The sequence below is a fragment of the Rhodanobacter sp. UC4451_H18 genome, assembly GCF_052978225.1.
Genome location: NZ_CM129663.1, coordinates 1,637,630 through 1,659,973, shown reverse-complemented (window position 1 = coordinate 1,659,973; position 22,344 = coordinate 1,637,630). Strand labels below are relative to the sequence as shown.

17 protein-coding genes are annotated in these 22,344 nt (G+C 67.1%); 14 read left to right on the top strand and 3 right to left on the bottom strand.

Annotated elements, in window-relative coordinates; genetic code table 11:
- Positions 1–20: 20 nt before the first annotated feature.
- The 14 genes from ACVCMG_RS07620 to ACVCMG_RS07555 all read left to right on the top strand — a co-directional run bounded on the left by ACVCMG_RS07620 (position 21) and on the right by ACVCMG_RS07555 (position 18,231).
- On the top strand, positions 21–2,471 hold the full coding sequence (locus ACVCMG_RS07620; RefSeq protein WP_447115280.1) for an ESPR-type extended signal peptide-containing protein: 2,451 nt from the start codon (positions 21–23) through the stop codon (positions 2,469–2,471).
- Between the two features lie 148 nt (positions 2,472–2,619).
- Positions 2,620–4,350, top strand: a complete 1,731-nt coding sequence (gene gspE, locus ACVCMG_RS07615) for a type II secretion system ATPase GspE (RefSeq protein WP_447100984.1) — start codon at positions 2,620–2,622, stop codon at positions 4,348–4,350.
- 114 nt (positions 4,351–4,464) lie between these two features.
- On the top strand, positions 4,465–5,682 hold the full coding sequence (gene gspF / locus ACVCMG_RS07610) for a type II secretion system inner membrane protein GspF (RefSeq protein WP_447115279.1): 1,218 nt from the start codon (positions 4,465–4,467) through the stop codon (positions 5,680–5,682).
- A 297-nt stretch (positions 5,683–5,979) separates the two neighbouring features.
- Entirely contained in the window at positions 5,980–6,348 is a 369-nt protein-coding gene (locus tag ACVCMG_RS07605) for a type II secretion system protein GspG (protein ID WP_246031223.1), read from the top strand.
- Between the two features lie 134 nt (positions 6,349–6,482).
- Entirely contained in the window at positions 6,483–6,893 is a 411-nt protein-coding gene (locus tag ACVCMG_RS07600) for a GspH/FimT family pseudopilin (RefSeq protein ID WP_447105552.1), read from the top strand.
- A gap of 140 nt (positions 6,894–7,033) precedes the next feature.
- Positions 7,034–7,402 carry a type II secretion system protein gene (locus ACVCMG_RS07595; RefSeq protein WP_447099538.1) on the top strand — a complete coding sequence of 123 codons (369 nt, stop codon included), beginning with the start codon at positions 7,034–7,036 and terminating at the stop codon, positions 7,400–7,402.
- Positions 7,399–8,061 carry a prepilin-type N-terminal cleavage/methylation domain-containing protein gene (locus ACVCMG_RS07590; RefSeq protein ID WP_395116336.1) on the top strand — a complete coding sequence of 221 codons (663 nt, stop codon included), beginning with the start codon at positions 7,399–7,401 and terminating at the stop codon, positions 8,059–8,061. Before ACVCMG_RS07595 ends, ACVCMG_RS07590 begins: the two co-directional genes overlap by 4 nt.
- A complete protein-coding gene (locus tag ACVCMG_RS07585) occupies positions 8,058–8,930 on the top strand; it encodes a type II secretion system minor pseudopilin (protein WP_395116338.1) in 873 nt (290 codons plus the stop codon). The genes ACVCMG_RS07590 and ACVCMG_RS07585 overlap by 4 nt, the downstream gene beginning before the upstream one ends.
- Entirely contained in the window at positions 8,927–10,081 is a 1,155-nt protein-coding gene (locus ACVCMG_RS07580; protein WP_447115278.1) for a type II secretion system protein GspL, read from the top strand. Before ACVCMG_RS07585 ends, ACVCMG_RS07580 begins: the two co-directional genes overlap by 4 nt.
- Positions 10,078–10,716: a type II secretion system protein GspM gene (gspM, locus tag ACVCMG_RS07575; protein WP_395116342.1), complete on the top strand. Its 639-nt coding sequence runs from the start codon at positions 10,078–10,080 to the stop codon at positions 10,714–10,716. The genes ACVCMG_RS07580 and gspM overlap by 4 nt, the downstream gene beginning before the upstream one ends.
- Positions 10,713–11,435: a hypothetical protein gene (locus ACVCMG_RS07570; protein WP_447115277.1), complete on the top strand. Its 723-nt coding sequence runs from the start codon at positions 10,713–10,715 to the stop codon at positions 11,433–11,435. The genes gspM and ACVCMG_RS07570 overlap by 4 nt, the downstream gene beginning before the upstream one ends.
- Positions 11,436–11,457: 22 nt before the next feature.
- Positions 11,458–13,758 carry a type II secretion system secretin GspD gene (gspD, locus tag ACVCMG_RS07565; RefSeq protein ID WP_447115276.1) on the top strand — a complete coding sequence of 767 codons (2,301 nt, stop codon included), beginning with the start codon at positions 11,458–11,460 and terminating at the stop codon, positions 13,756–13,758.
- Positions 13,759–13,822: 64 nt separating this feature from the next.
- Positions 13,823–16,480: an ATP-dependent helicase HrpB gene (hrpB, locus tag ACVCMG_RS07560; protein ID WP_447115275.1), complete on the top strand. Its 2,658-nt coding sequence runs from the start codon at positions 13,823–13,825 to the stop codon at positions 16,478–16,480.
- A gap of 680 nt (positions 16,481–17,160) precedes the next feature.
- The gene (locus ACVCMG_RS07555) at positions 17,161–18,231 is read left to right on the top strand and encodes an IS110 family transposase (RefSeq protein ID WP_447115274.1); all 1,071 of its coding nucleotides are present in this window, start codon (positions 17,161–17,163) and stop codon (positions 18,229–18,231) included.
- A 367-nt stretch (positions 18,232–18,598) separates the two neighbouring features.
- On the opposite strand, the gene ACVCMG_RS07550 is transcribed toward ACVCMG_RS07555, so the two are convergent.
- From ACVCMG_RS07550 to ACVCMG_RS07540, 3 genes are all read right to left on the bottom strand, one after another.
- The gene (locus ACVCMG_RS07550) at positions 18,599–19,579 is read right to left on the bottom strand and encodes a hypothetical protein (protein ID WP_447115273.1); all 981 of its coding nucleotides are present in this window, start codon (positions 19,577–19,579) and stop codon (positions 18,599–18,601) included.
- A gap of 104 nt (positions 19,580–19,683) precedes the next feature.
- Positions 19,684–21,117: a hypothetical protein gene (locus tag ACVCMG_RS07545; RefSeq protein WP_447115272.1), complete on the bottom strand. Its 1,434-nt coding sequence runs from the start codon at positions 21,115–21,117 to the stop codon at positions 19,684–19,686.
- Positions 21,118–21,199: 82 nt separating this feature from the next.
- Positions 21,200–21,907 (bottom strand): FRG domain-containing protein, encoded by a 708-nt coding sequence (locus ACVCMG_RS07540; RefSeq protein WP_395120837.1) that lies wholly within the window; start codon positions 21,905–21,907, stop codon positions 21,200–21,202.
- Positions 21,908–22,344: the final 437 nt, after the last annotated feature.

Genomic DNA, 22,344 nt, shown 5'->3' with positions numbered 1-22,344 from the left:
CGCACAGGAATCTCAAAATCATGAACACGATCTACAGCAAGATCTGGAATGCCGCGCTGGGCGCGGTGGTGGTGGTATCGGAGCTGGCCTCGCGGCGCGGCCGTCGCGGGGGTTCGCGCCTGCGCCTGGTCGCCGCCGGCGTGCTGGCACTGGCGCTGGCGCCGCTGACGATCCACGCGCAGACCGCAGCCGCGAGCTGCACCTACACCGTCGACGGCGTCACCACCACGGTGCCGGCCACGCCCACCGGCGACGGCGCCTTCGTCTGCGGCGTGGATGCAGTCGCCAGCGGCGACAACGCCAGCGCATTCGGCTCCCACGCCAGCGCCACCGATGGTTCAACCACGGCGGTGGGCGGCGACTATGTCGATACCGACGGCACGGTCTACAGCACCGAGGCGAGTGCCTATGGCGCGACCGCGTTGGGCGCCGGCGCCGGCGCGGACGGCGTCGACAGCACCGCGGTCGGCTCGCTGGCGTACGCCACCGGGCAGGGCGCGTTCGCCGGCGGCGCCAACTCCGGCGCGGATGGCTACAACAGCGTGGCGCTCGGCGCCAACGCGCAGGCATCGGACCGCGGCGGCATCGCGATTGGCGGCGGCGATCCGGACCCGGCCAACGGGTTCCTCGCCACCGAAGCCCAGGGTGAGGGTTCCATCGCCGTCGGTTCGCTGGCGGCTGCCGAAGGGCGCGGCGCGATCGCGCTGGGCTACCAGACCGTCGGCGTCGGCGACAACGCCACCGCCACCGGCAACGGTGCCTGGGCGCAGGGCGCCGGCGCGACCTCGGTCGGCGGCGCGGCCTACACCGGCGCCGACGCGGCCACCGCGGTAGGCAACAACGCCACCGCGCTGGCGCAAGGCGCATTGGCACTGGGCGCAGACAGCCATGCCGAAGGCGTGTTCTCGATCGGCATGGGTACGCAGGACAGCAACGGCTACGGCGGCGCCATTGGCGAACAATCGCTGGCGCTGGGCTACGACAGCGGCGCGCTGAATGCCGGCACGGTCGCGCTGGGCGGCTACAGCGTTGCGCCGGGCTTCCTGGGCACGGCGCTGGGCTACAACTCGATGGCCATCGGTGACTACTCCCTGGCCAGCGGCACGGGTGCAGCGGCCAGTGGCGCCAGCAGCGTGGCGGTGGGCGAGAACTCGGCGGCCAGCGGCGACGAGAGCGTGGCCGTGGGTGGCAGCGCCGTCGGCGGGCAGTTCTTCACCGAGGCATCGGGCGTCGGCGCGACCGCGCTGGGCGCCGGCAGTTACGCCACCGGCGACTATGCCGCGGCGTTCGGCTGGCTGGCCGGCGCCGACGCGGTCAACGGCACCGCGCTGGGTTCGGGCGCGTGGGTGCAGTCCACCGCCGACAACGCGGTGGCGCTGGGCGCGCAGTCGCTGGCCGATCGCGCCGACACGGTGTCGGTGGGCAGCGCCGGCTTCGAGCGCCAGATCACCAACGTGGCCGCCGGTACCCAGGGCACCGATGCGGTGAATCTGGACCAGCTCAATGCGCTGCAGGGGCAACTCGACCTGACCGGCGCCGCGCTGGGCGACAATACCGCCGCGATCACCACCAACACCGCGGCGATCGGCGCGTTGGATGGCCGCGTCACCACCATCGAGGGGCAGATCGGCGATCTGCGGCAGAGCACGATGGAGCTGGGCGCGGTGGCGATCGATACGGTCGGCGACGGCAGCGACGACGCCAACGTGCTGGCCGGCTCCAGGGGCCTGGCGATCGGTTCGGCAGCCTCCGCCGGTGGCGATCATGCCACCGCGATCGGCGGTGACAGCCTGGCCGCCGGCGCGAACGACACCGCGATCGGCGGCAATGCCAGGGTGAACGCCGACGGCAGCACCGCCGTGGGCGCCAACAGCACGGTCGCGGCGCGCGCCACCAACGCGGTCGCGCTGGGCGAAGGCGCCTCGGTGACCGCTTCCGGCGCCGTCGCGCTGGGCCAGGGTTCGCTGGCCGATCGCGCCAACACGGTGTCGGTGGGCACGGCCGCGAACAACCGCCAGGTCACCAACGTGGCGGCCGGCAGCCAGGCCACCGACGCGGCCAACGTGGGCCAGGTCGAGCAGGCGCTGGTGACGGCCAAGAGCTACACCGACGCCAACGCGCAGCAGACCCTGCGCAGCGCCAACGCCTATGCCGACGCCAAGTTCGCCAACGTCGCCTCCACCGCTGACGTGAACGGCTTGCGCGACCAGATGAACGACCGCTTCCACGGCGTCGACAAGCGCATGGACCAGGTCGGCGCGATGGGCACGGCGATGGCGCAGATGGCGTTCAGCACGCAGGGCATCAACACGCCCAACCGGCTGGGCGTGGGTGTGGGCGGCTACCGCGGTGAAGCGGCGTTGTCGGTCGGTTATTCGCGGCAGCTGTCGCCGCGCGCCAACCTGACCTTCGGCGCGGCGGTGAGCGGCAACGAGGCATCCGGCGGCGTGGGTGTCGGCTTCGGCTGGTGACACGGTGGGGACGGCGGGCGGTCTGATGCCGCCGTCCCCGTTTCGCGGTGGGTAATGCCCCGCAGGCTCCGTTGTGATACCAATGGCGTTTTCCGCGCGGTGTCGGGGGGCGCCGCGTATCGGGCATGCATTGAACGTGAGGTGACGGATGTCGGCAGCCATCGAGCCGGCGGGTGGCGGGGCAGGCGTGGGCGATGACCGCGAGGCCGCTGTCTGCGCCTGGCTGGTCGCGCGCGGCCGGCTGAAGGATTCCGACCTGGGCCGCGCACGGCGCCTGCACGAGGAATCCACCGAAGGTACGCTCACCACGCTGATGGCGCGGTTGGGGCTGGTTTCCGAACGCGACCTGGCCGAGGCCTGGGCCGAACTGCTGCAGGTGCCGCTGCTGGCCGCGCGCGACGCGCCGGAATTGCCGCCGGCCGAGCTGGAACTCTCGTTGCGCTTTCTCAAGCAGCAGCACGTGGTGCCCGTGCAGGAAGGCAGCGACGGGCTGGCCCTGCTGGTGGCCGATCCGGCCGATCCGTATCCGCTGCATGCGGTCGAGCTGGCCGCCGGACGCCCTGTCGCATTGCGCGTGGGGCTGCGTTCGGAGATCGATGGCCTGATCGAGCGCTATTACGGCTCCGGCCGTTCGGCGATGGGCACCATCGTGGAGAACCTCGACGGCAGCGCCGCCGAGGAGGACGACGTCGAGCACCTGCGCGACCTCGCCTCCGAGGCGCCGGTGATCCGGCTGGTGAACCTGATCCTGCAGCGCGCGGTCGAGCAGCGCGCCTCGGACGTGCACATCGAGCCGTTCGAGAACCGCCTGAAGGTGCGCTACCGCATCGACGGCGTCCTGCATGAAGTCGAAGCGCCGCCGTCGTCGTCGACCGCCGCGGTGATCTCGCGCGTGAAGATCATGGCGCGGCTGAACATCGCCGAGCGCCGCCTGCCGCAGGACGGTCGCATCCAGCTGCGCGTGCAGGGCAAGGAGCTGGACCTGCGCGTGTCCACCGTGCCGACCAGCTTCGGCGAATCGGTGGTGATGCGCATCCTGGACCGCGAATCGGTGGTGTTCGATTTCGAATCGCTGGGTTTCACCGACAGCTTCAAGCAGCGCTTCGTCGAGGTGCTGAACAAGCCGCACGGCATCCTGCTGGTCACCGGCCCCACGGGCTCCGGCAAGACCACCACGCTGTACACCGCGCTGAGCCAGATCAACACCAACGACGTGAAGATCATCACCGTCGAGGACCCGGTCGAATACCAGCTCGAAGGCATCAACCAGATCCAGGTGAAGCCGCAGATCGGGCTGGATTTCTCCGGCGCCCTGCGCTCGATCATGCGCCAGGACCCGGACGTGATCATGATCGGCGAAATGCGCGACCTGGAAACCTGCCGCATCGCGATCCAGTCCGCGCTTACCGGCCACCTGGTGCTGTCCACGCTGCACACCAACTCGGCCGCCGGCGGCGTCACCCGACTGCTCGACATGGGCGTGGAGGATTACCTGCTCGGCTCCACCATCAACGGCATCCTGGCGCAGCGGCTGGTGCGCCGGCTCGATCCGGAAACCGCGATTGCCTACGAGGCCTTGCCCGAGGTGATCGCGCAGTTCGAACTGGAGAAATACACCGACGAACGCCCGATCCGCCTGTGGAAACCCGGCACCAGCGCGACCAACCCCAGCGGCTACCGCGGCCGCCGCGCGATCATGGAGTTCCTCACCATGAGCGACCCGCTGCGTCGCCTGGTGATGCAGCGCGCCAGCGAGGGCGAGATCGAGAAACAGGCCCGCGCCGAAGGCATGCGCACCATGTACGAAGACGGCATCGCCAAGGCCGTCGCCGGCATCACCACGCTGGAGGAGGTGATGCGTGTCACGCAGGAGGGCTGAGAATCGGGAATCGGGAATAGGGAATAGGAAGAGCAGGGGCCGCAAACTCGCGGCGACCCGCTTTTCCCATTCCCTATTCCCTATTCCCCATTCCCGGCTGGCGGAGCCAGCCAAGTGAGCCAGTTCCGCTACAAGGCCGTCAACGACGCCGGCGAAACGCTGCAGGGCCAGATGGAAGCGGGCAGCGTCGACGAGGTGATCGCACGGCTGCAGGACCAGGGGCACACGCCGCTGGAGGCACGCTCGGCGGAGGGCGCGGCGACCGGCAGTGGCCTGGCGGGCATGTTCAAGCGCGGGCCGTTCACCGGCGACCAGCTGGCGCTGTTCACCCATCAGCTGGCGACCCTGCTCGGCGCGGGCCAGCCGCTGGACCGCGCGCTGACCATCCTGCTCGACCTGCCCGAGGGCGAATCGGCGAAAAAGCTGATCGAGCGGGTACGCGACCGCGTGCGCGGCGGCACCACGCTGTCCGCGGCGCTGGACGAGGAGCACGGCGTGTTCCCGCGCCTGTACATCAGTCTGGTGCGCGCCGGCGAGGCGGGCGGTTCGCTGGAGGAAACCCTGCGCCGGCTGGCCGACTACCTGGAGCGCGCGCAGGCCTTGCGCGGCAGCATCACCAACGCGCTGATCTATCCGGCGTTCCTGATGGTCGGCGTGCTCGGTTCGCTGGTGCTGCTGCTGGCCTACGTGGTGCCGCAGTTCGTGCCGATCTTCCAGGACATGCAGGTGCCGATCCCGTGGATCACCGCGGCGGTGCTGGCGCTGGGCAACCTGCTGGCGGACTGGTGGTGGCTGATCGCGGTGCTGCTGATCGGTGGCGGGCTGGTGTGGCGCGCGCGGCTGCGCGATCCGGCGACGCGGCTGGCCTGGCACACGCGCCTGCTGGGGCTGCGCGTGATCGGCCCGCTGCTGCTGAAGATCGAGACCGCGCGCATCGCCCGCACGCTGGGCACCTTGCTGCGCAACGGCGTGCCGCTGCTCGGCGCGCTGACCATCGCGCGCCAGGTCACCGGCAACGTTGCGCTGGACGCGGCGCTCGGTGCGGCGCACGAACAGGTCAAGGGCGGTGCCGGCCTGAGCCTTGCGCTGGGCCAGTCGAAACTGTTCCCGCGCCTCGCGCTGCAGATGGTGCAGGTGGGCGAGGAAGCCGGCCAGCTCGACGGCATGCTGCTGAAAGTGGCCGACACCTTCGAACTGGAATCGCGCCGCTCGATCGACCGCCTGCTCGCCGCGCTGGTACCCGCGCTGACCATCGTGATGACCGTGCTGGTGGGCATCATCATGGCCGCCATCCTGCTGCCGCTGCTGAGCATGACCAGCAGCATCCAATGATGGCCGGGCATCGGGAGTCGGGAATCGGAAGAGCGGCTCCGGCGGGTGTCGCCACGAACAACATGACGGTGAATTCATGATGGAGAAAGCGTGATGAAGATGACGGGATTCGGGATGACCAGACGTTCGTCTGTTGAAAACCGGGATTCGAGGTGGGTAATAACCAGGGCAAGAGCGGACGGCCGGCGCGCGCGCGCTTTTCCGGTTCCCGATGCCCGACGACCGTCCGGAAGTCCCCTTGCGGGGTTCCCGCATCCCGGGCGCACGCAGCGCGCCGGCGGCTTCACCCTCCTCGAAATGCTCGCCGTGATCGCGCTGATCGGCATCGTGGCGGTGGCGGTGATCACCAAGGTCATCCCCAGTTTCGACAAGGGCAAGTACAAGACCGGCAAGATCCAGTTGAGCACGCTGTCGCAGGACATCGACAACTACATGCTCGACAACGGCACGCCGCCGCAGCAGCTGGTCGACCTGGTGAAAAAGCCCGGCAACGCGCCCAACTGGCAGGGCCCGTACGCCAAGGAGTCGCAGCTGAAGGACCCCTACGGCCACGACTACGGCTACCAGTACCCCGGCCAGCACGGCAAATACGACCTCGTCTTCTACGGCGAGGATGGCAAGCCCGGCGGCGACGGGCTGAATGCGGATGCCGGGAACTGGCAATGAAACAGGGAATAGGGAATCGGGAATCGGGAATAGGAAGAGCGGCGGATTCGCGCGCTTTTGCCGTTCCCTATTCCCTATTCCCCACTCCCTATTCCCGGCGCGCGCAGCGCGCCACCGGCTTCACCCTCCTCGAAATGCTCGTGGTCATCGTGCTGATCGGGTTGGCGGCGGTGGCGGTGTCGGTGTCGGTGACGCGGGGGCTGGCCGGGGCGCGGGTGCGCGCGGCCAGCAGCGAACTGGCCGGGGCGTTGCGCGCGACGCGGGCGCAGGCGATCGTGCATGCCGACGAGCAGGTCTTCGACGTCGATACCCGCGCCAACAGCTACCAGGGTGCCGGCCATCGCGACGTCGCCCTGCCCAAGGGCCTCAAGGTCAGCATCACCAGCGCAAAGGAAGACCGCCCCGACGACCATACCGGCCGCATCCGCTTCTTTCCCGACGGCAGCTCCACCGGCGGCCGCATCACCTTGAAAGCCGGCCAGCGCGAATGGCACGTCAACGTGTCGTGGCTGACTGGCGAGGTGCGGGTGGTGGATCAGCCATGAGGGCGGGGAACAGGGAATCGGGAATAGGGAATAGGCAAAGCAAGTTGCCGCGGGGCCGTGGCTGTTGCTCTTCCCATTCCCTATTCCCTATTCCCCATTCCCGGCGCGCTCCGCGCGCCAACGGCTTCACCCTCCTCGAAGTGATCGCCGCGATCGCCCTGCTGGCGATCGCGTTCACCGTGTTGATGCGGGTGGCGGGCGGCTCGATCCGCCTGAGCGAGAATGCCGCCGACCACAGCGAGGCGGCGTTGTGGGCGCGCAGCCTGCTCGACACGGCGTTCACCAACGAGCCGGTGCGGCCGGGCAGCACGTCCGGGCGGTTCGACCAGCGCTTTCGCTGGCAGTTGAACGTGGCGCCGTGGCGTCCGGGCTCGACGCCGGCGCAGGCACCGCTGCAGCTCTATCAGCTCGATCTGGAAGTCAGCTGGGGTCCGGCGGTCCATCCGCAGGTGGCCCATTTCCGCACCCTGCGGCTGGCCGCGGCGGAGCCGGCGCAGGCGCAGCCATGAAGAAGCGCGCCGCCGGCTTCACCCTGCTGGAAATTCTCGCCGCGCTGGTGCTGCTGGCGCTGCTGCTGCTGGGCGTGTACTCGGGCATCGCCAGCGCCAGTCGCAGCGTGCGCTCGGGCACCGCCGCGATCGAGCGGATGGACCAGCTGCGCGCGGCGCAACAGTTCCTGCGTCGCGAACTGGCGCAAAGCCTGGCTGCGCCGATCAGCCGCACCGATCGTGGCGAGCCGGTCTATTTCCAGGGCGACGCGCACGAGATGCGTTATGTCGCGCCGCTGCCGGGCTACCTCGGCAAGCTCGGGCCGCAATTGCAGCAGTTGCAACTGGTCGACGACGGCGCCGGCGGCCTGCGCCTGGAGCTGCGCCTGGCCCTGCTGCCGCCCGATGGCGGCCCGCCGCAGGCGCTGGGTGAGCCGCAGGTGCTGTTCGACCACATTCGCGCAGGCGGCTTCCACTACCTGGGCACCGATGCCGACGGCAGCGCCTTGCCGTGGGCAGGCGAGTGGACGGCCGACCGCTCGCTGCCGCAAGTGGTGCGCATCGAGCTGCAGCCACAGGGCCGCGCCAGCTGGCCGCGGCTGGACATCCCGCTGCGCATCGAACCGCTCGACGCCGGCGGGCCGTTGCGCATCCACGTACTGCGACGTACCCCGCCATGAGCGGCCGTCTCGCGAATGCGTCCAGCCAGCGCGGGGTCGCCCTGCTGCTGGTGCTGTGGGCGTGCACCTTGCTGGCGATCCTGCTCGGCGGTTACGCCGCGCTGGCACGCACCGAGGGCTTGCAGGCGCGCTACCAGTTCGCCGGCACGCAGGCGCACTACGCGGCGGAGGCCGGTCTGATGCGCGCGATCTACGGCTTGCAGGATCCGCGCATCAAGCAGCGCTGGATCGGCGACGGGCGGCCTTACCCGTTCACCTACGACCACGCCAGCGTGGTGGTGCGTGCGATCGACGAGGACGGCAAGGTCGATCTCAACAGCGCCACGCCGGAGGTGCTGCAGGGCCTGCTGCATGCCGCCGGCTTGCGGCCGCGCGAGGCCGGCGAACTGGTCCGCCACATCGTCGACTGGCGCAGCCCGCCCAGCCTCGCCGGTGAAGTGGACAGCCAGCGCGCCGCCTATGCCGCCGCCGGTCGCGACTACGGCCCGCGCCACGGCCCGTTCGTCACCGTGGAGGAGCTGCAACTGGTGCTGGGCATGACGCCGGCGCTGTACCGCCAGCTGGCGCCGGTGCTGACGATCTGGTCCGGCAGCCCCAGCCCCAACCCGAACACCGCGCCGCCGCTGGCGCTGGAGGCGATTCCCGGGATGACTCCGCAGCAACTGGCCGCGATCCGCGCCACCCGGGCGAAAAACGCCAGCGATCCGAGTCTGGCTCTAAACAACGGAACCACGCATAGTATCGAGTCCGTCGCCACCCTGGCCGACGGGACGAGCGCGGTGTTGCGCGCGACGATCCGCATGCAGCCGGGGCAGGCTGGCGAGAAGCCTTACGCCGTGTTGCGCTGGCAGGAGGGAAAGTCCGAATGAGTACGGCGATGCCGTCGCTGCAGCCGGGTTGGGAGCGCGTTCGCCGCCAGTGGCGCGCCTCGCCGCTGCCGGGCTTTCTTGCCTGGTGGGGCGGCGAACTGCGCGCGCTGCTGCCGCCGCGCTGGCGCAGCTGGTTCGGCAGCGGCGCGGACTGGTACCTGCTGCAGGTCGAGGGCGAGACCTGGTCGTTGCGCCGGCGTGGCCATGCCGAGGTGCTGGCGCAGTGGAACGAGGCGGTCGAGGACCTGCCCGGGCGCAGCTTCGGCGCGGCGCTGGCACAGGTCGATCGCGAGGATCTGCGCGTCGCCCTGCTGCTGCCGTCCGCCCAGGTGCTGCGCCGCAGCCTGTCGTTGCCGCTGGCCGCGCGCGACAACCTGCACCAGGTGGTCGGTTTCGAGATGGATCGGCAGACCCCGTTCGGCGTGGCGCAGGTGTATTACGCCGTGCGCGAACTGAACGCGACGGCCGCCGGGCGCTGCCAGGTGGAACTGGTCGCGGCGGCCCGCGCCGGCGTCGATCCGCTGCTCGCGCGCCTGCGCACGCAGGGCATCGCGGTCGATGCGGTGGACGTGGCCGCGGCCGACGGTCGCCTCGGCGTGAACCTGTTGCCGCCGGAGCAGCGCCCGCGCCGCGCGCATCCGCGGCGACGGCTCAACCTGATCCTGGCTGCGGGCGTGGTGTTGCTGTTGCTGCTGGCCGGCCTCGAATGGCGGCACAACCGCGAGGTCGCGCTGGCCACCATGCAGGACCAGGTCGCCGCGATGCGCGGCGAGGCGGCGCAGGTCGCCTCGTTGCGCCAGCAACTGCAGGACAACGCCGGCGCGGCCGGTTTCCTTGCCCAGCGCAAGAAGAACACCGTCGGCATGCTGGAGTTGCTGCGCGATGCCACCGCGCGCCTGCCCGACGGCACCTGGCTGGAGCGCCTGAGTGTCGATGCCACCGGCCAGATCGGCATGCAGGGACAGAGTCAGCAGGCGGCCAAGCTGCTCGATGCCTTGAAGGATTCCGGCGTGATCACCGATGCCGGCTTCCAGGGCAGCATCCAGCCCGACGCCGCCACCGGCAAGGAGCGCTTCTACCTCACCGCGCGCATCAAGCAGGCCGCCGCGGCCAGGCCCGCGCCGACCGCCGGCAGCGGGGACACGCCATGACGCGCCCGACCCTCGCGCCGCGCGAACGCCGCATCGTTGCGGTGGCGCTGCTGCTGCTGGCGGTCGCGCTGGCTTACCTGGTGCTGCTGCACTGGTGGTTCGTCGCGCCGCTGCGGCAGATCCACGAGGAGATGGCGCACCTGCGCGACACGCACAGCCGCTACGCCGCCGCGATCGCGGAGAAGCCGGCGCTGCAGCGCCGGCTGGACGAGATGGGCGCGGGCCAGGCCGCCAGCGACGCGTTCCTTGCCGCCAGCGATCCGAACAATGCCGCCGCCGACCTGATGCAGCAGGTGGTGGACGTGGTCGGCCGCAACACCGGGCGCGGGCGCTGCGTGGTGAGCCAGAAGATGCCGTTGCCGACGCCGCCGACGTCGGCCGGCGAGCCGTATCGCAAGGCCGCCGTCAGCATCAGCCTGAGTTGCGACATCGAACCGCTGGCGGCGGTGCTGCAGGCGCTGGAGCAGGGCCGGCCGTACCTGTTCGTCGACGACCTCAGCATCTATCGCAACCCGGTCGCCGCACAGCGCGAGCAGGGCGCGCCGCTGGAGGTGCAGTTCACGCTCTCCGGTTACGTGCGCCCCTCGGCCGGCACGCCGATGCCCGCCGATGCCGATGCCGGAGCCGCGCCATGAACGCCGCGCAGCAACGTCGACTCACTCCCGTGCTGGCCGGCGTGGCCGTGCTGCTGGGCGTGCTGCTGCTGATGCTGCTCGGCGGGGTTGGCCGCGCCATTCGCTGGACGGCGCCGCGCACGCTGTCGCCGCTGCCGCCGGCCGGCAGCGCCGACCTGCCGCAAGCCGTGCCGCTGCAGCAGTTCAGCGTGGTGTGGAGCAAGCCGCTGTTCAATCCCGACCGCAAGCCGATGGCGCATGCCAGCGAGGGCGGCAGCAACCTGGGCGACCTGGAGCTGACCGGCATCATCATCACCCCCAGCCTGCGCATGGCGCTGCTGCACGACAAGAACGGCAACCACGAGATCCGCCTGCGCCAGGGCGAGAGCCTGCCCGACGGCAGCGTGACCCTGGTCGAGGTGCAACAGCGTTCGGCGGTGTTCGATTCGGCCGCCGGCCGCACCGAACTGAAACTGCCGGCCGGCGCGCCGATCGACCAGGTTCGCGGCGACGCCGCACCGGATCGCGACCGACCGCCGGCGGCGGGCGCCTCGATGCTGCACCCGCAGCCCGATGCCTCGGCGCGACCGCACTTCGAATCCGGTCCCGGGCCCGCCCGCTCGTCCATGGCGCCGGCCGCCTCGAACAGCCCATCCCGGTCGACGCTGGAACAACTGCGTCGCACCATCGAAAAACGTCGTGCGGAACGCGCTGCCGCGTCCCACGAAGGAGAGCACTGAACCCATGCCTCGCCGATTCCTCATGCGCACCGCGCGCACCGCCATCCTGGCCGCCGTGGTCGCACTCGCCGGCTGCGCCAGCCTCCCGCAGCCGCGCGACGACGGCGCCCTGCAACGCGAGGCGGTGGCCGGCACGCACGACCCGGTGCCCGCGCCGCTGCCGCTCAACCGCGACCTGGCTGCAGCCACCACCGCGCCGCCACCGGCCACCATCAGCGCCGGCAGCGGGCAGTTCGTGCGGCCCACTGCGCTGGTCACGCCGCGCAAGACCGCCGCCGGCAAGGATGCGGTCACCTTCAACTTCGAGAACCAGCCGGTGCAGGCGGTGGTCAAGGCGATCCTCGGCGACCTGCTGAAGCAGAACTACACCATCGTGCCGGGCGTGGAGGGCAACATCTCCTTCTCCACCGCCGAGCCGGTCGAGCAGGAGCAGGCGCTGCCGATCCTGGAAACCCTGCTGGGCTGGACCCACAACGCGCTGGTCCGGCGCGGGGGCGGCTACGTGGTGCTGCCGGCGAAGGATGCGGTGGCCGGCAACCTGGTGCCCAGCCTTGGCGCGGCCGCGCCCGGCGGCGGCCTGCAGGCGCGGCTGTTCCCGCTGCGCTACATCTCCGCCACCGAGATGCAGAAACTGGTCAAGCCGTTCGTGCGCAAGGATGCGGTGCTGCTGGTCGATCCCTCGCGCAACCTGATCGTGCTGGCCGGTACGCCGCAGGAGCTGGCCGACGACGAACGCATGATCCGCACCTTCGACGTGGACTGGCTGCGCGGCACCTCGGTGGGCGTGTTCAACCTGCAGTACGCCCGCGTGGCCGAGCTGATGCCCAAGCTGGACAGCCTGTTCGGGGAACACGGCAGCACGCCGCTGGCCGGCATGCTGCGCTTCATCCCGATCGAGCGCACCAACGCGCTGGTGGTGATCAGCACCCAGGCCGACTACCTGCGCGAAGTGGGCGAGTGGATCGGCAAGATCGACGCCGGCGGCGGCAACCAGCCGCAGCTGTTCGTCTACGACGTGCGCAACCTGAAGGCCTCCGATCTCGCCCGTTACCTGGCGCAGATCTACACCAACGGCGCCGGCAGCGGCGGCGACAACGGCGGCCAGGTCGGGCCGGGCCTGGGCAGCGGCACCCTGGGCAGCGCCGACAACGCCAGCGCCAACCCGCTGGGCAGCACCGCCGGCAGCTTCGGCAACACCGGCACTGGCGCGATGGGCAGCGGCATGAATGGCGCCGGCGACAGCGGCTTCAACAACGGTGGCGGGAGCCGCGACGGCAGCGGCAACGGCCAGCCCGGTGCGATGCCCGGCGGCATGGCCACGGGCTTCGGCAACACCGGCGGCAACACGGAGACCAGCCAGCAGTACGCCTCCAGCGACGGCAGCGTGCGGATCAGCTCGGTGGACAGCAACAACCAGCTGCTGATCCGCGCCCGCCCCTCGCAGTGGGAGGAGATCAAGCGCGCGATCGACAAGCTCGACAACGTGCCGATGCAGGTGCAGATCGAGACGCGCATCCTGGAAGTCAGGCTCACCGGCGCGTTCCAGTTCGGCGTGCAGTGGTACCTGAAGGGCTTCGTCGGCAGCAGCGTCGACAACAACGGCAACTTCATCCCCGGCTCCACCACCGCCAGCCAGTACGGCGCGTTGGGGCAGGGCGGGCCGGCGTACGGCGGCGAGCCGTTCTTCTACTCCTTCCTCAACCACAACCTGCAGGTGGCCGTCCGCGCGATGGAGACCAGCGGCAACACCAAGACGCTGTCGGCGCCCTCGATGGTGGTCATGAACAACCAGGTCGGTGCGATCCAGGTCGGCGACAGCATTCCGATCAACCAGACCACGGTCAACACCGGCATCGGCACGGGCACCAGCTACAACTCGGTGGACTATCTCAACACCGGCGTCATCCTCAAGGTGCGTCCGCGGATCAATCCCGGTGGCCTGGTCTACATGGACGTCAGCCAGCAGGTCAGCCAGCGCGATTCCTCGCAGCAGCTGGTCAACGGCAATCCGTCGATCTCGCAGCGTGCACTGTCCACCCAGGTGGCGGTGCAGAGCGGCCAGACCGTGCTGCTCGGCGGCCTGATCCAGCAGGATGAAGGCGTCACCAACACCGGCATCCCGGGCCTCAACCGCATCCCCATCATCGGCCGCCTGTTCGGCAGCACCAACCGCAACCGCGACCGCACCGAGCTGATCGTGCTGATCACCCCGCGCATCATCCGCAACAGCGACGAGGCCAAGCAGGTCACCGACGAGTACCAGGAGAAGTTCGAATCGCTGGCGCCGTTGCGCACGCCGGCCCCGGCCGAAGGCAAGCCCTGATCGACCGCCGCCCCGGCACCATGCCGGGGCGGCCGCGCAAGCGCCGCCGGCTATCATCGGCACGATGAGCGTGCCGCCTTCGTTTCCGATCACCCCGTTGCTGCCCGAGATCCGCGCCGCGCTCGCGGTGCAGCCGCGGCTGGTGCTGGAGGCGCCGCCCGGAGCCGGCAAGACCACCCAGGTGCCGCTGGCCCTGCTCGACGTGACGTGGCTGGCCGGGCGCAGGATCGTGATGCTGGAACCGCGCCGCCTCGCCGCGCGCGCCGCCGCGCAGTTCATGGCGGCGCAACTCGGCGAGCCGGTCGGGCAGACGGTCGGCTACCGCATCCGCTTCGAGTCGAAGATGAGCGCCGCCACTCGCATCGAGGTGGTCACCGAAGGCATCCTCACCCGCCTGATCCAGGCCGATCCCGAACTGGCCGGCGTCGGCGCGATCATCTTCGATGAATTCCACGAGCGTCACCTGGCCGGTGACCTCGGCATCGCGCTCGCGCTCGACGTGCAGGCCACCCTGCGCCCGGACCTGCGCCTGCTGCTGATGTCCGCCACGTTGGACGGCGAACGCGTCGCGGCCTGGCTCGACGCGCCGCGCCTCACCAGCCCCGGCCGCAGCTTCCCGGTGCGCATCGAGCATCCGCCGCAGCGCGCGCAGGAAAGCGGCGAACAGCACCTCGCCCGCGCCGTGCGCCAGGCGCTGGAGGAAACCGACGGCGACGTGCTGGTATTCCTGCCGGGCCGGCGCGAGATCGCGCGGGCGCAGGCGCTGCTGGAGAGAATGCTCCCCTCCCCCTTCGGGGGAGGGGTTGGGGGAGAGGGTGCGGGCGAAGCGCGGCACCTCGCTCCGCCCGCGCCCTCATCCGCCCCTGTCGGGGCACCCCGGATCGAGTCCGGGGCAGGCTCTTCTCCCGTGGGGAAAAGGGAGAGCGTCCACCTCGACATCCTTCCCCTGCACGGCGAGCTGTCGCTGGCCGATCAGCAACACGCCCTGGCCCCGGCCGAACCGGGCACGCGCCGCATCGTGCTGGCCACCAACGTGGCCGAATCGAGCATCACCTTGCCCGGCATCCGCGCGGTGATCGACAGCGGCCTCGCGCGCGAGCCGCGCTTCGATCCCAACTCCGGCTTCACGCGGCTGGAGACGGTCGCCATCTCGCAGGCCTCGGCCGACCAGCGCGCCGGCCGCGCCGGTCGCGTGGCGGCGGGTGTGGCGTATCGGCTATGGCCGCAGAGCCGGCGGCTGGAGCGCAGCCGCGGCGCGGAGATCGCGCAGGCGGAGCTGTCCGGCCTCGCCCTGGAGCTGGCCGCCTGGGGCGTCACGGCGGCGGATGGCGGCGGCCTGGCCTGGCTCGATCCGCCACCGCCCGGCGCGCTGGCCCAGGCGCGCGAACTGCTGCAGGCACTTGATGCGCTCGACCGCGACGCACGCATCACCGCGCTGGGTCGGCGCATGCTGGAACTGGGCGCCAGCCCGCGGCTGGCCGCCGCCGCGCTGCGGGCGCCGCACGAGCAGCGCGCCGTGGTCGCCGACCTGCTGGCCCTGCTGGAGGCGCGCTCGCCGCTGCGCGGTGCGCAGGCGCGCAACGACGATCTGCGCGTGCGCCTGGCCGCCTTGCATGCCTGGCGCGACCGCCGCGGCAGTGCTCCGCGTGGCGAGGTCGACACCGGTGCGCTGATCGCGATCGAGCAGGCCAGCAAGGGCTGGCGCAGGCGTCTGGACGTCCGAACCGCGGCCACCGGTGTGCCCGACAGCCACGCCGTGGGCGACCTGCTGGCGCACGCCTTCCCCGACCGCATCGCCCATCGCGACGGCGACGATCCGCGCCGCTACGTGCTGGCCAACGGCCGCGGCGTCCGCCTGCACGAACACACCGCCTTGCTCGGCGAACCCTGGCTGGTGGTGACCGACCTGCGCCTGGAGGCGCGCGACAGCCTGGTGTTCAGCGCCGCGCCGCTGGACCCGCGCATGCTGGAGCGCGATTTCCCCGCGCACTTCACCCGCGAACGCACGCTGCGCTGGAACGAGCAGCGCGGCGCAGCCGAAGCCTTCGAGGAGCACCGCTTCGGCGCCATCGTGCTGAACCGCCACAGCGTGCCGGTACGCCCGACTGACGCCTTGCCGGCGATGCTGGCGGCGATCCGCGCCCGCGGGCTGGAGGCGCTGCCGTGGAGCGACCACGCCCGCCGCCTGCGCGCACGCATGCAGGCCGTGCGCGCGTGGCTGCCCGAGCGGGGCCTGCCCGACGTCACCGACGCAAACCTGCTGGCCACGCTGGAGCAGTGGCTGGCGCCGTACCTGCACGGCAAGCATCGGCTGGATACCCTCGGCGCGGAGGAGTTGTCGCAGGCGCTGGCGGCGCTGTTCGACCATTCGCAGCGCCAACTGCTGGACGCCCAGGCGCCGGAACAAGTCGTGGTACCCAGCGGCCAGTCACGCCGCCTCGAATACGCTGGCGCCGATTCACCAGTGCTGGCGGTGAAACTGCAGGAACTGTTCGGCCTGGCCGACACCCCGCGCGTCGGCGGCGGCCGCATCCCCGTCACCCTGCACCTGCTCTCCCCCGCCGGCCGCCCGATCCAGGTCACCCAGGACCTGCGCGGCTTCTGGGAACGCACCTACCCCGAGGTGAAAAAGGAACTCAAGGGCCGCTACCCGCGCCACCCCTGGCCCGACGACCCGTGGACGGCGCAGGCCACGCATCGGGCCAAGCCGCGGGGGAGCTGATCACGCCTGCCTCGCCGACGACCGATCGCCGCAGGAGGCTTCGATGAAGGGCGATCAACTGTGCGATTCAAGCTTGATGCAACGCCTCAGAGCACTTCTTGCACGATGAGCGGAACGAACCGCTCACTCGGCGTTATCTGAAGCTGTCCCCAGTCTTGCGCGCACACTGATGACGCTTGTCAGGCCGCGTACCACTTGCGACCGACCAAGGGCGGGAATGGCGCCGAGCTCGGAGCCGTGGCAGCCGAACAAAAAGACCCGTCGATGGAACTTTGAGCCCCGATGACCGAGCAATGGACTCCGCAGGTGGCGAAAAAAGCACCGACGGCCGAGCTTTGAACTCCGACGGCCGGGCAATTTGCCCGGAGCACGGAGCCAAAAGTGTGGGCCGCCGGGCAAAGTGACCCGTTGATGGAGCTCCGAGAGCCGGTTCCCGAGCAGTTTGCTCGGAAGGTGAGGCCAAAAGCCCCGACGACAGAGTCCAAAGCCCCGACGCCAAGCCATTGATGCCGGCGGGTTGCTCGATTGCTGCCTTGGCATCTCTCACCACGGCCTGACGCTGGAGTTGACCGGCGGCACAGCCGTCCGCCTTGAACGAGTAAAAAGAGACTTCCTCCCCTTTCGGCCTCGAGGGCCATGATGGTGTTGCGACACAACCGTCAGCAGAAGAGGAAGTCTCCATGAGCACTATAACCCTGGGTGTGGACTTGGCGAAGAACGTGTTTTCGGTGTGCGCGATGGATGGCGCCGGACACGTGCTGGAACGACGGGAGTTCAAGCGTGAGGTCTTCGCCGTGTGGCTGGCGCAGCGGCCGGCGGGGACGGTGGTGGCGATGGAAGCCTGCAGCGGGGCCCATCACTGGGCGCGGCGGTGTGAAGAGTACGGGCTGCGGCCGCGGCTGATGGCTGCCCAGCTGGTCAAGCCGTACCGCAAGAGTCAGCGCAGCAAGAACGACCGCAACGACGCCGAGGCGATCGCCACGGCCGCCCGCCAGGGCAACATGCGTTTCGTGCCGATCAAGACCATCGACCAGCAGGCCCGGCTGTCCTGGCATCGGGTGCGCGAGGGTTACAAGGCGGAGAGTCTGGCGATCGGCAACCGCCTGCGCGGCCTGCTGGCCGAGTTCGGCATCGTGATGGGCAAGAGCGACAAGGCCCTGCGCCGGGTGCTGGCCGATCTGGATGCACACACCGCGCTGCCGGCAGAGTTCAAGGCGTTGATCCGCAGCGTGGAGGCCCACTGGACCCAGGTCCGCACGGCCTTCGACGCGTGCGATGCACGCATCGAAGCCCATGCGCGCGATGACGAGCGGTGCGTGCGCCTGCGCGCGATCGTCGGCATCGGCGCGCTCACCGCGGACGCCCTGATCGCCAGCCTCGGCAAGGCGCAGGAATTCCGCAATGGCCGGCAACTGGCGGCGTGGCTCGGCATGGTGCCGACCCAGCACTCCAGCGGCGGACACACGCGGCTGGGTGCGATCAGCTGTCGCGGCGATGGCTACCTGCGCACGCTGCTGATCCAGGGCGCGCGCAGCAGCCTGCAACGGGCCAAGGTGGTCGCCACGGAAAAGGCCACACCCGAACAACTCTGGATTCGGTCACTCGCGGTGCGGTTGCCATTCGGCAAGGTGCTGGTCGCCATCGCCAACAAACATGCGCGCCAGTTGTGGGTGATGCTGGCTCACGAGGTGGATTACAACCCCTGCGCCAGCCAGCGCCACCCGCTGCATTGCCCCGCTCAACTCGCTTGAGGAACCTTGCTTTCGATTCACGGTCAGCGCTACGCGGCAACAACGGGTCAGACCCACCCGGAGAGAACCTGACTAACATTCTGGACGTCCAAACGTGTTTCGGCCGATCCCCGAACACCGACGACACCGCTGAACGAATGAGGTCTCCGGGCGCGGTTTATACCCTGGTCCGAGCCGGCACCATCGACTCAACAAGACCGTCTAAGGAAATGCAGTCTGGCAACGTTCGACGCCGCATCCCACTGACCACGCAGCACACACGAAGCACAACACGACCACCGGCAGTCGCCCGAAAGCTCAGGGCAAAAGCATCATGCGCCCGGGGTTGACGGGAAGTCTCCTAAGGAATTGTTAGGTACGCAGCTTATCAAAATGGTATGTCATCGAATTGCACATCGACAGACGGTGGTGTGGCCCCATCAGGCAATGGAAGATTACTCACGATGTAGAGGTTAAGAATGTCGTCTCTATCCATGAAGAGGATCTGGCTGCGCTTAGTCGCATCCAGCTTTCCACCTAACCAGTTCCGTGCCTGCTTGGTTATTTCGCCACCAGCGACAATAAAGGCATGATCAACGAGAACTCTCTTGCTCGTTTCTGGATCGAAAATTTCATGACCGAGCATCATCAAAGCTTGGTTATGAATCTCCGCGACATTCGAGTTGGATGATTTTGAAGATCCTGACGCATCTAGCTTTCCCTTCTTGGCCTGCAGCCCGAAGTAGAGGACATGCTGCGTAGGGAGTACGTAGCGCATCCATACATCCTTTCCGTACTCGAGCGCCTTATCCTTGTGGCCCGCTGCAGAGATTCGGTGATACCCAAGTTGCCGGAACAATGGAAGCAACACGAGTTCAATAAGCTCATCTTCGGAGCACTTGTCGAGATAGCTGGTTAGCAGACTTCGCCGCTTGATCTCTGCATTGGTGAAAGGTCGATGCGGGCTAGGGTTGGCTGACACCGCATTGGTACGAATGTGCTTGATGTATAGGTACCCATCCTCTCCGTAGAAGGCTTCATATCCTTCGCGGTGGAGTGGCCTGTTGATCGTATCAAGTGCTTTCGTTCGCTCCGAGTCATCGTCCGTCGCATCGGAGCGGTCCATCAGTACGCGAAATACGTTCACGAAGCGGTCCGGCAGCAAGTTTGGCCCCGGCTGAGGATCCTGGAGTAATTCTTCTAGTTTTGACGCGGTCCACGCCCACCTTGTCGAGCCGTCGTGGACGAAGTCCAGATCACACTCCTCAAAAAACTCGGTTATATAGCTGCTTGAGCGATAGGGGAAGTAATCTGCATCGCCAATTACGGCTTCGGCGAGTTCGCGTAGGTTTCTGCTCTTGAATTTCATATATTGATGATAGCGACCATATGTCCAACGCACCTAACGCTTGAGCTTAGCCGGCGGCAGCCCGCGTAGCGGGATGACGGTCGGCTGCAGCGATTTGTTGGGCATCAGTCCACCAACGCCCGGAACTTATCGAACAATAGTGGGAAACCCATGGATAGGACGCCAAGTTTCGCATTTTCCATCAGCATGAATAGATCTTCGTCCGTTAGACATATGATAAAACCGCGATCATCTTTGGCCGTATCTATGCATCTTGCCTGAAGGGTGTCTGGCTTCTCGACGGAGCGACAAACCAACAGGCCAACTCGGCCCCTGCTCGGCGAAAAGCGACCGGAAAGCTGGTCTACCTCAGGGTTGCCTACTTCCTTTCCGTAGTTCTTACACTCAACGAAGATAAAGGCGCACGGGTAATGTTTGGCAACCCATTCAAAAAAGCCAGCCCTAGCTTCGTTTGTGTAAGTAATGTCGATCCTCTTTCTACCGTTGTGAATCTTGTGCTGCTTGGTAGGACTACACAGGGAGGGATAGAGCAGCGACGAAAGTATCTCCTCTACCAGCTTCTCGTAGGCATCCGCATGATCTGCACCAGTGGGCATAGCCTTTAATCGTTTAGCAAGTTCATCCCACGCTGGTGACTCGATTTCTTCGATCTCCGAAAATTGTTCATGGTCTAGTGGTGGAGGCGTGTTTTCAACCTTGTCCTCTCGGTACTCGTCAAGAACATGTGGATGTTTCAGGGTTTCCCGAAGTACAGCCAGTTTGTCCGACCCATATTTTTCTTTCAGGGCTTTCTTTGTTACGCGCCTTCGTCCATCTTTTAGTAACTCGACAAGCCCAGTGTTCGCTGCGAGCTCTTCGCTTTGCATTTCGGGTAACAGATAATGCGTATAGTATTCACTGTACTGGTAGCTTAGGCGATGACGGACGATCAATTTTGGGACAAGTATAATTTTGCCTTCATTTGTTGTCGGTAGTTCAACAAATGTCGACTTCCACGTTTGCTCATCGGGGTTCCAGACTGGGCCAGACGCGACATTTGGCGTCAATGGAATGCCGTAGTAGCGACAGGTATCTTGTGTATATCGGATCAAGGGGCCGCGAATGATATTGCATACAGCATCCGAAATCATATCGCGACCAATACCTTCGATCAGAAGGCATGTATCTTCCAGGTCCCTGAGTAGGCCGGACTTTGCGGCTTTGCTTTTTGACAGCGCACCCCAAACAGACTCTGCGGACTGTAGTCCAAAGGCACGCCCTTGGGATTTGGCGGATGAAAAGCCAAGATGGAATTCGTTGCGTTCACGGAGTTGACTGACAAGTTGTATAGCTCCGTGATCATCGCCGTCTCGAACTTTCTGAAGCGCTGCGTTAAAGTAGTGCTGGACTAACGATGCACACTCGTGTCCCCAGATCGATTTCAGGTCCTTCAGGGCCGTTGGATCGACAAAGACCTCGATATCCGTGTCGAGACGGATATCGACGAAGTCCAAATAGGGCTGGGACTTTCCTAGCTTGAAGTATTCAGAAACCCTCATTGTTGCCTCAGCCCCTCCACTGATGCCTAACGCTTGAGTTGAGCGGCGGCGGAGTCGTCCGCCTCGAACGAGTGGTTAGCACTCACACGAGGAAGTTCGACAGTTCACTTTTGATCCAGCGCGTGGTGCCTTCCAAACCTGGGTACACCGATCGGTGCGTAACGCCAAGTACAGATAACTGTTTGCGCAAATCGCGTTTTGCACCGGAAGGAATGATGATCTCATGCAAGAAGTCTAATGCGCCCGGGAAGCTGGCAGCCGACAGCTCAGGAACCGACATATCGGTTTTAGAGAGCGGAAACACAAGAAAGCATGCATCTTGTGCAGCAATCCGTTCGTGCAGTACTTCTGGAAAGCAGGCGAGAAAAGCCTTTACCTCACGGATGTGAGTAGTACCTTCCACCCAAAAGTTTGGATGAGTGATGTAGACCACGCCGTCCAAGGAATCCAGCTGGGGTTCCTCAGTTGCAAAGAACAGCGCCTTTAGGGGATTCGTAGACCAGTCGAGAAGCCTAGTAGGCAATCCGTAATGCTGCGCATGCACCAGTTGCTCAATGATCGGAAGCTTGCGGAAGTCTTGAAAGGAAACGCCAAACTGACGGAACCGCTCGAGCAAATGCTCCTCAAGATCGGAGATGCAATCGTAGCCGTCCAGTTTGGTAGCGAATCGCGCGATAGATGGAAGTAGCGGCCACGCTGCACTCCCTTGACCTCGAAACATGGTTTCTGCGCCATGGTCTTCGATGTGCCCGAGGAACTGGATGACAGATGAGGCAGTAAAGGTGGTCATTAGTGCTAACGCTAAGTAAATTTCAAAGTGCAGTCTAATCCGGCAGCCTAATCCATGCATCCCGTGGCCTGGCTAGGTCCATAGCCTACACGAATCAATGGCTTGCCCTGCTTGGAGCGGCCTAATTTGGCGGCCTAATTCCGCCATGTCCATACCTCGGGACAGGGGCCTTTCGCTGACTGGCAGAGAACGCGACCGCGCTGGCGGGTTTTTGCGGAATCCGGGCCGGGGCCGGGCAGAATCGGGGACCCAGCGGAAAAGGGCGAAGGCGCCGGGTCGGGCGGGCCTGGGCTTTTCTGGCGCCGAGTGGGTGTGAAGAGGCGGCTGGCGGGGCTCGTCCCCGTGCCCAGCGATCGCTACGAGGCATCGGTGCCGATCGGAAGATCTCAGCCGCGCCGCTCAATCATCTGGCCGCGTGGCCGATAGCCGGGGAGGGG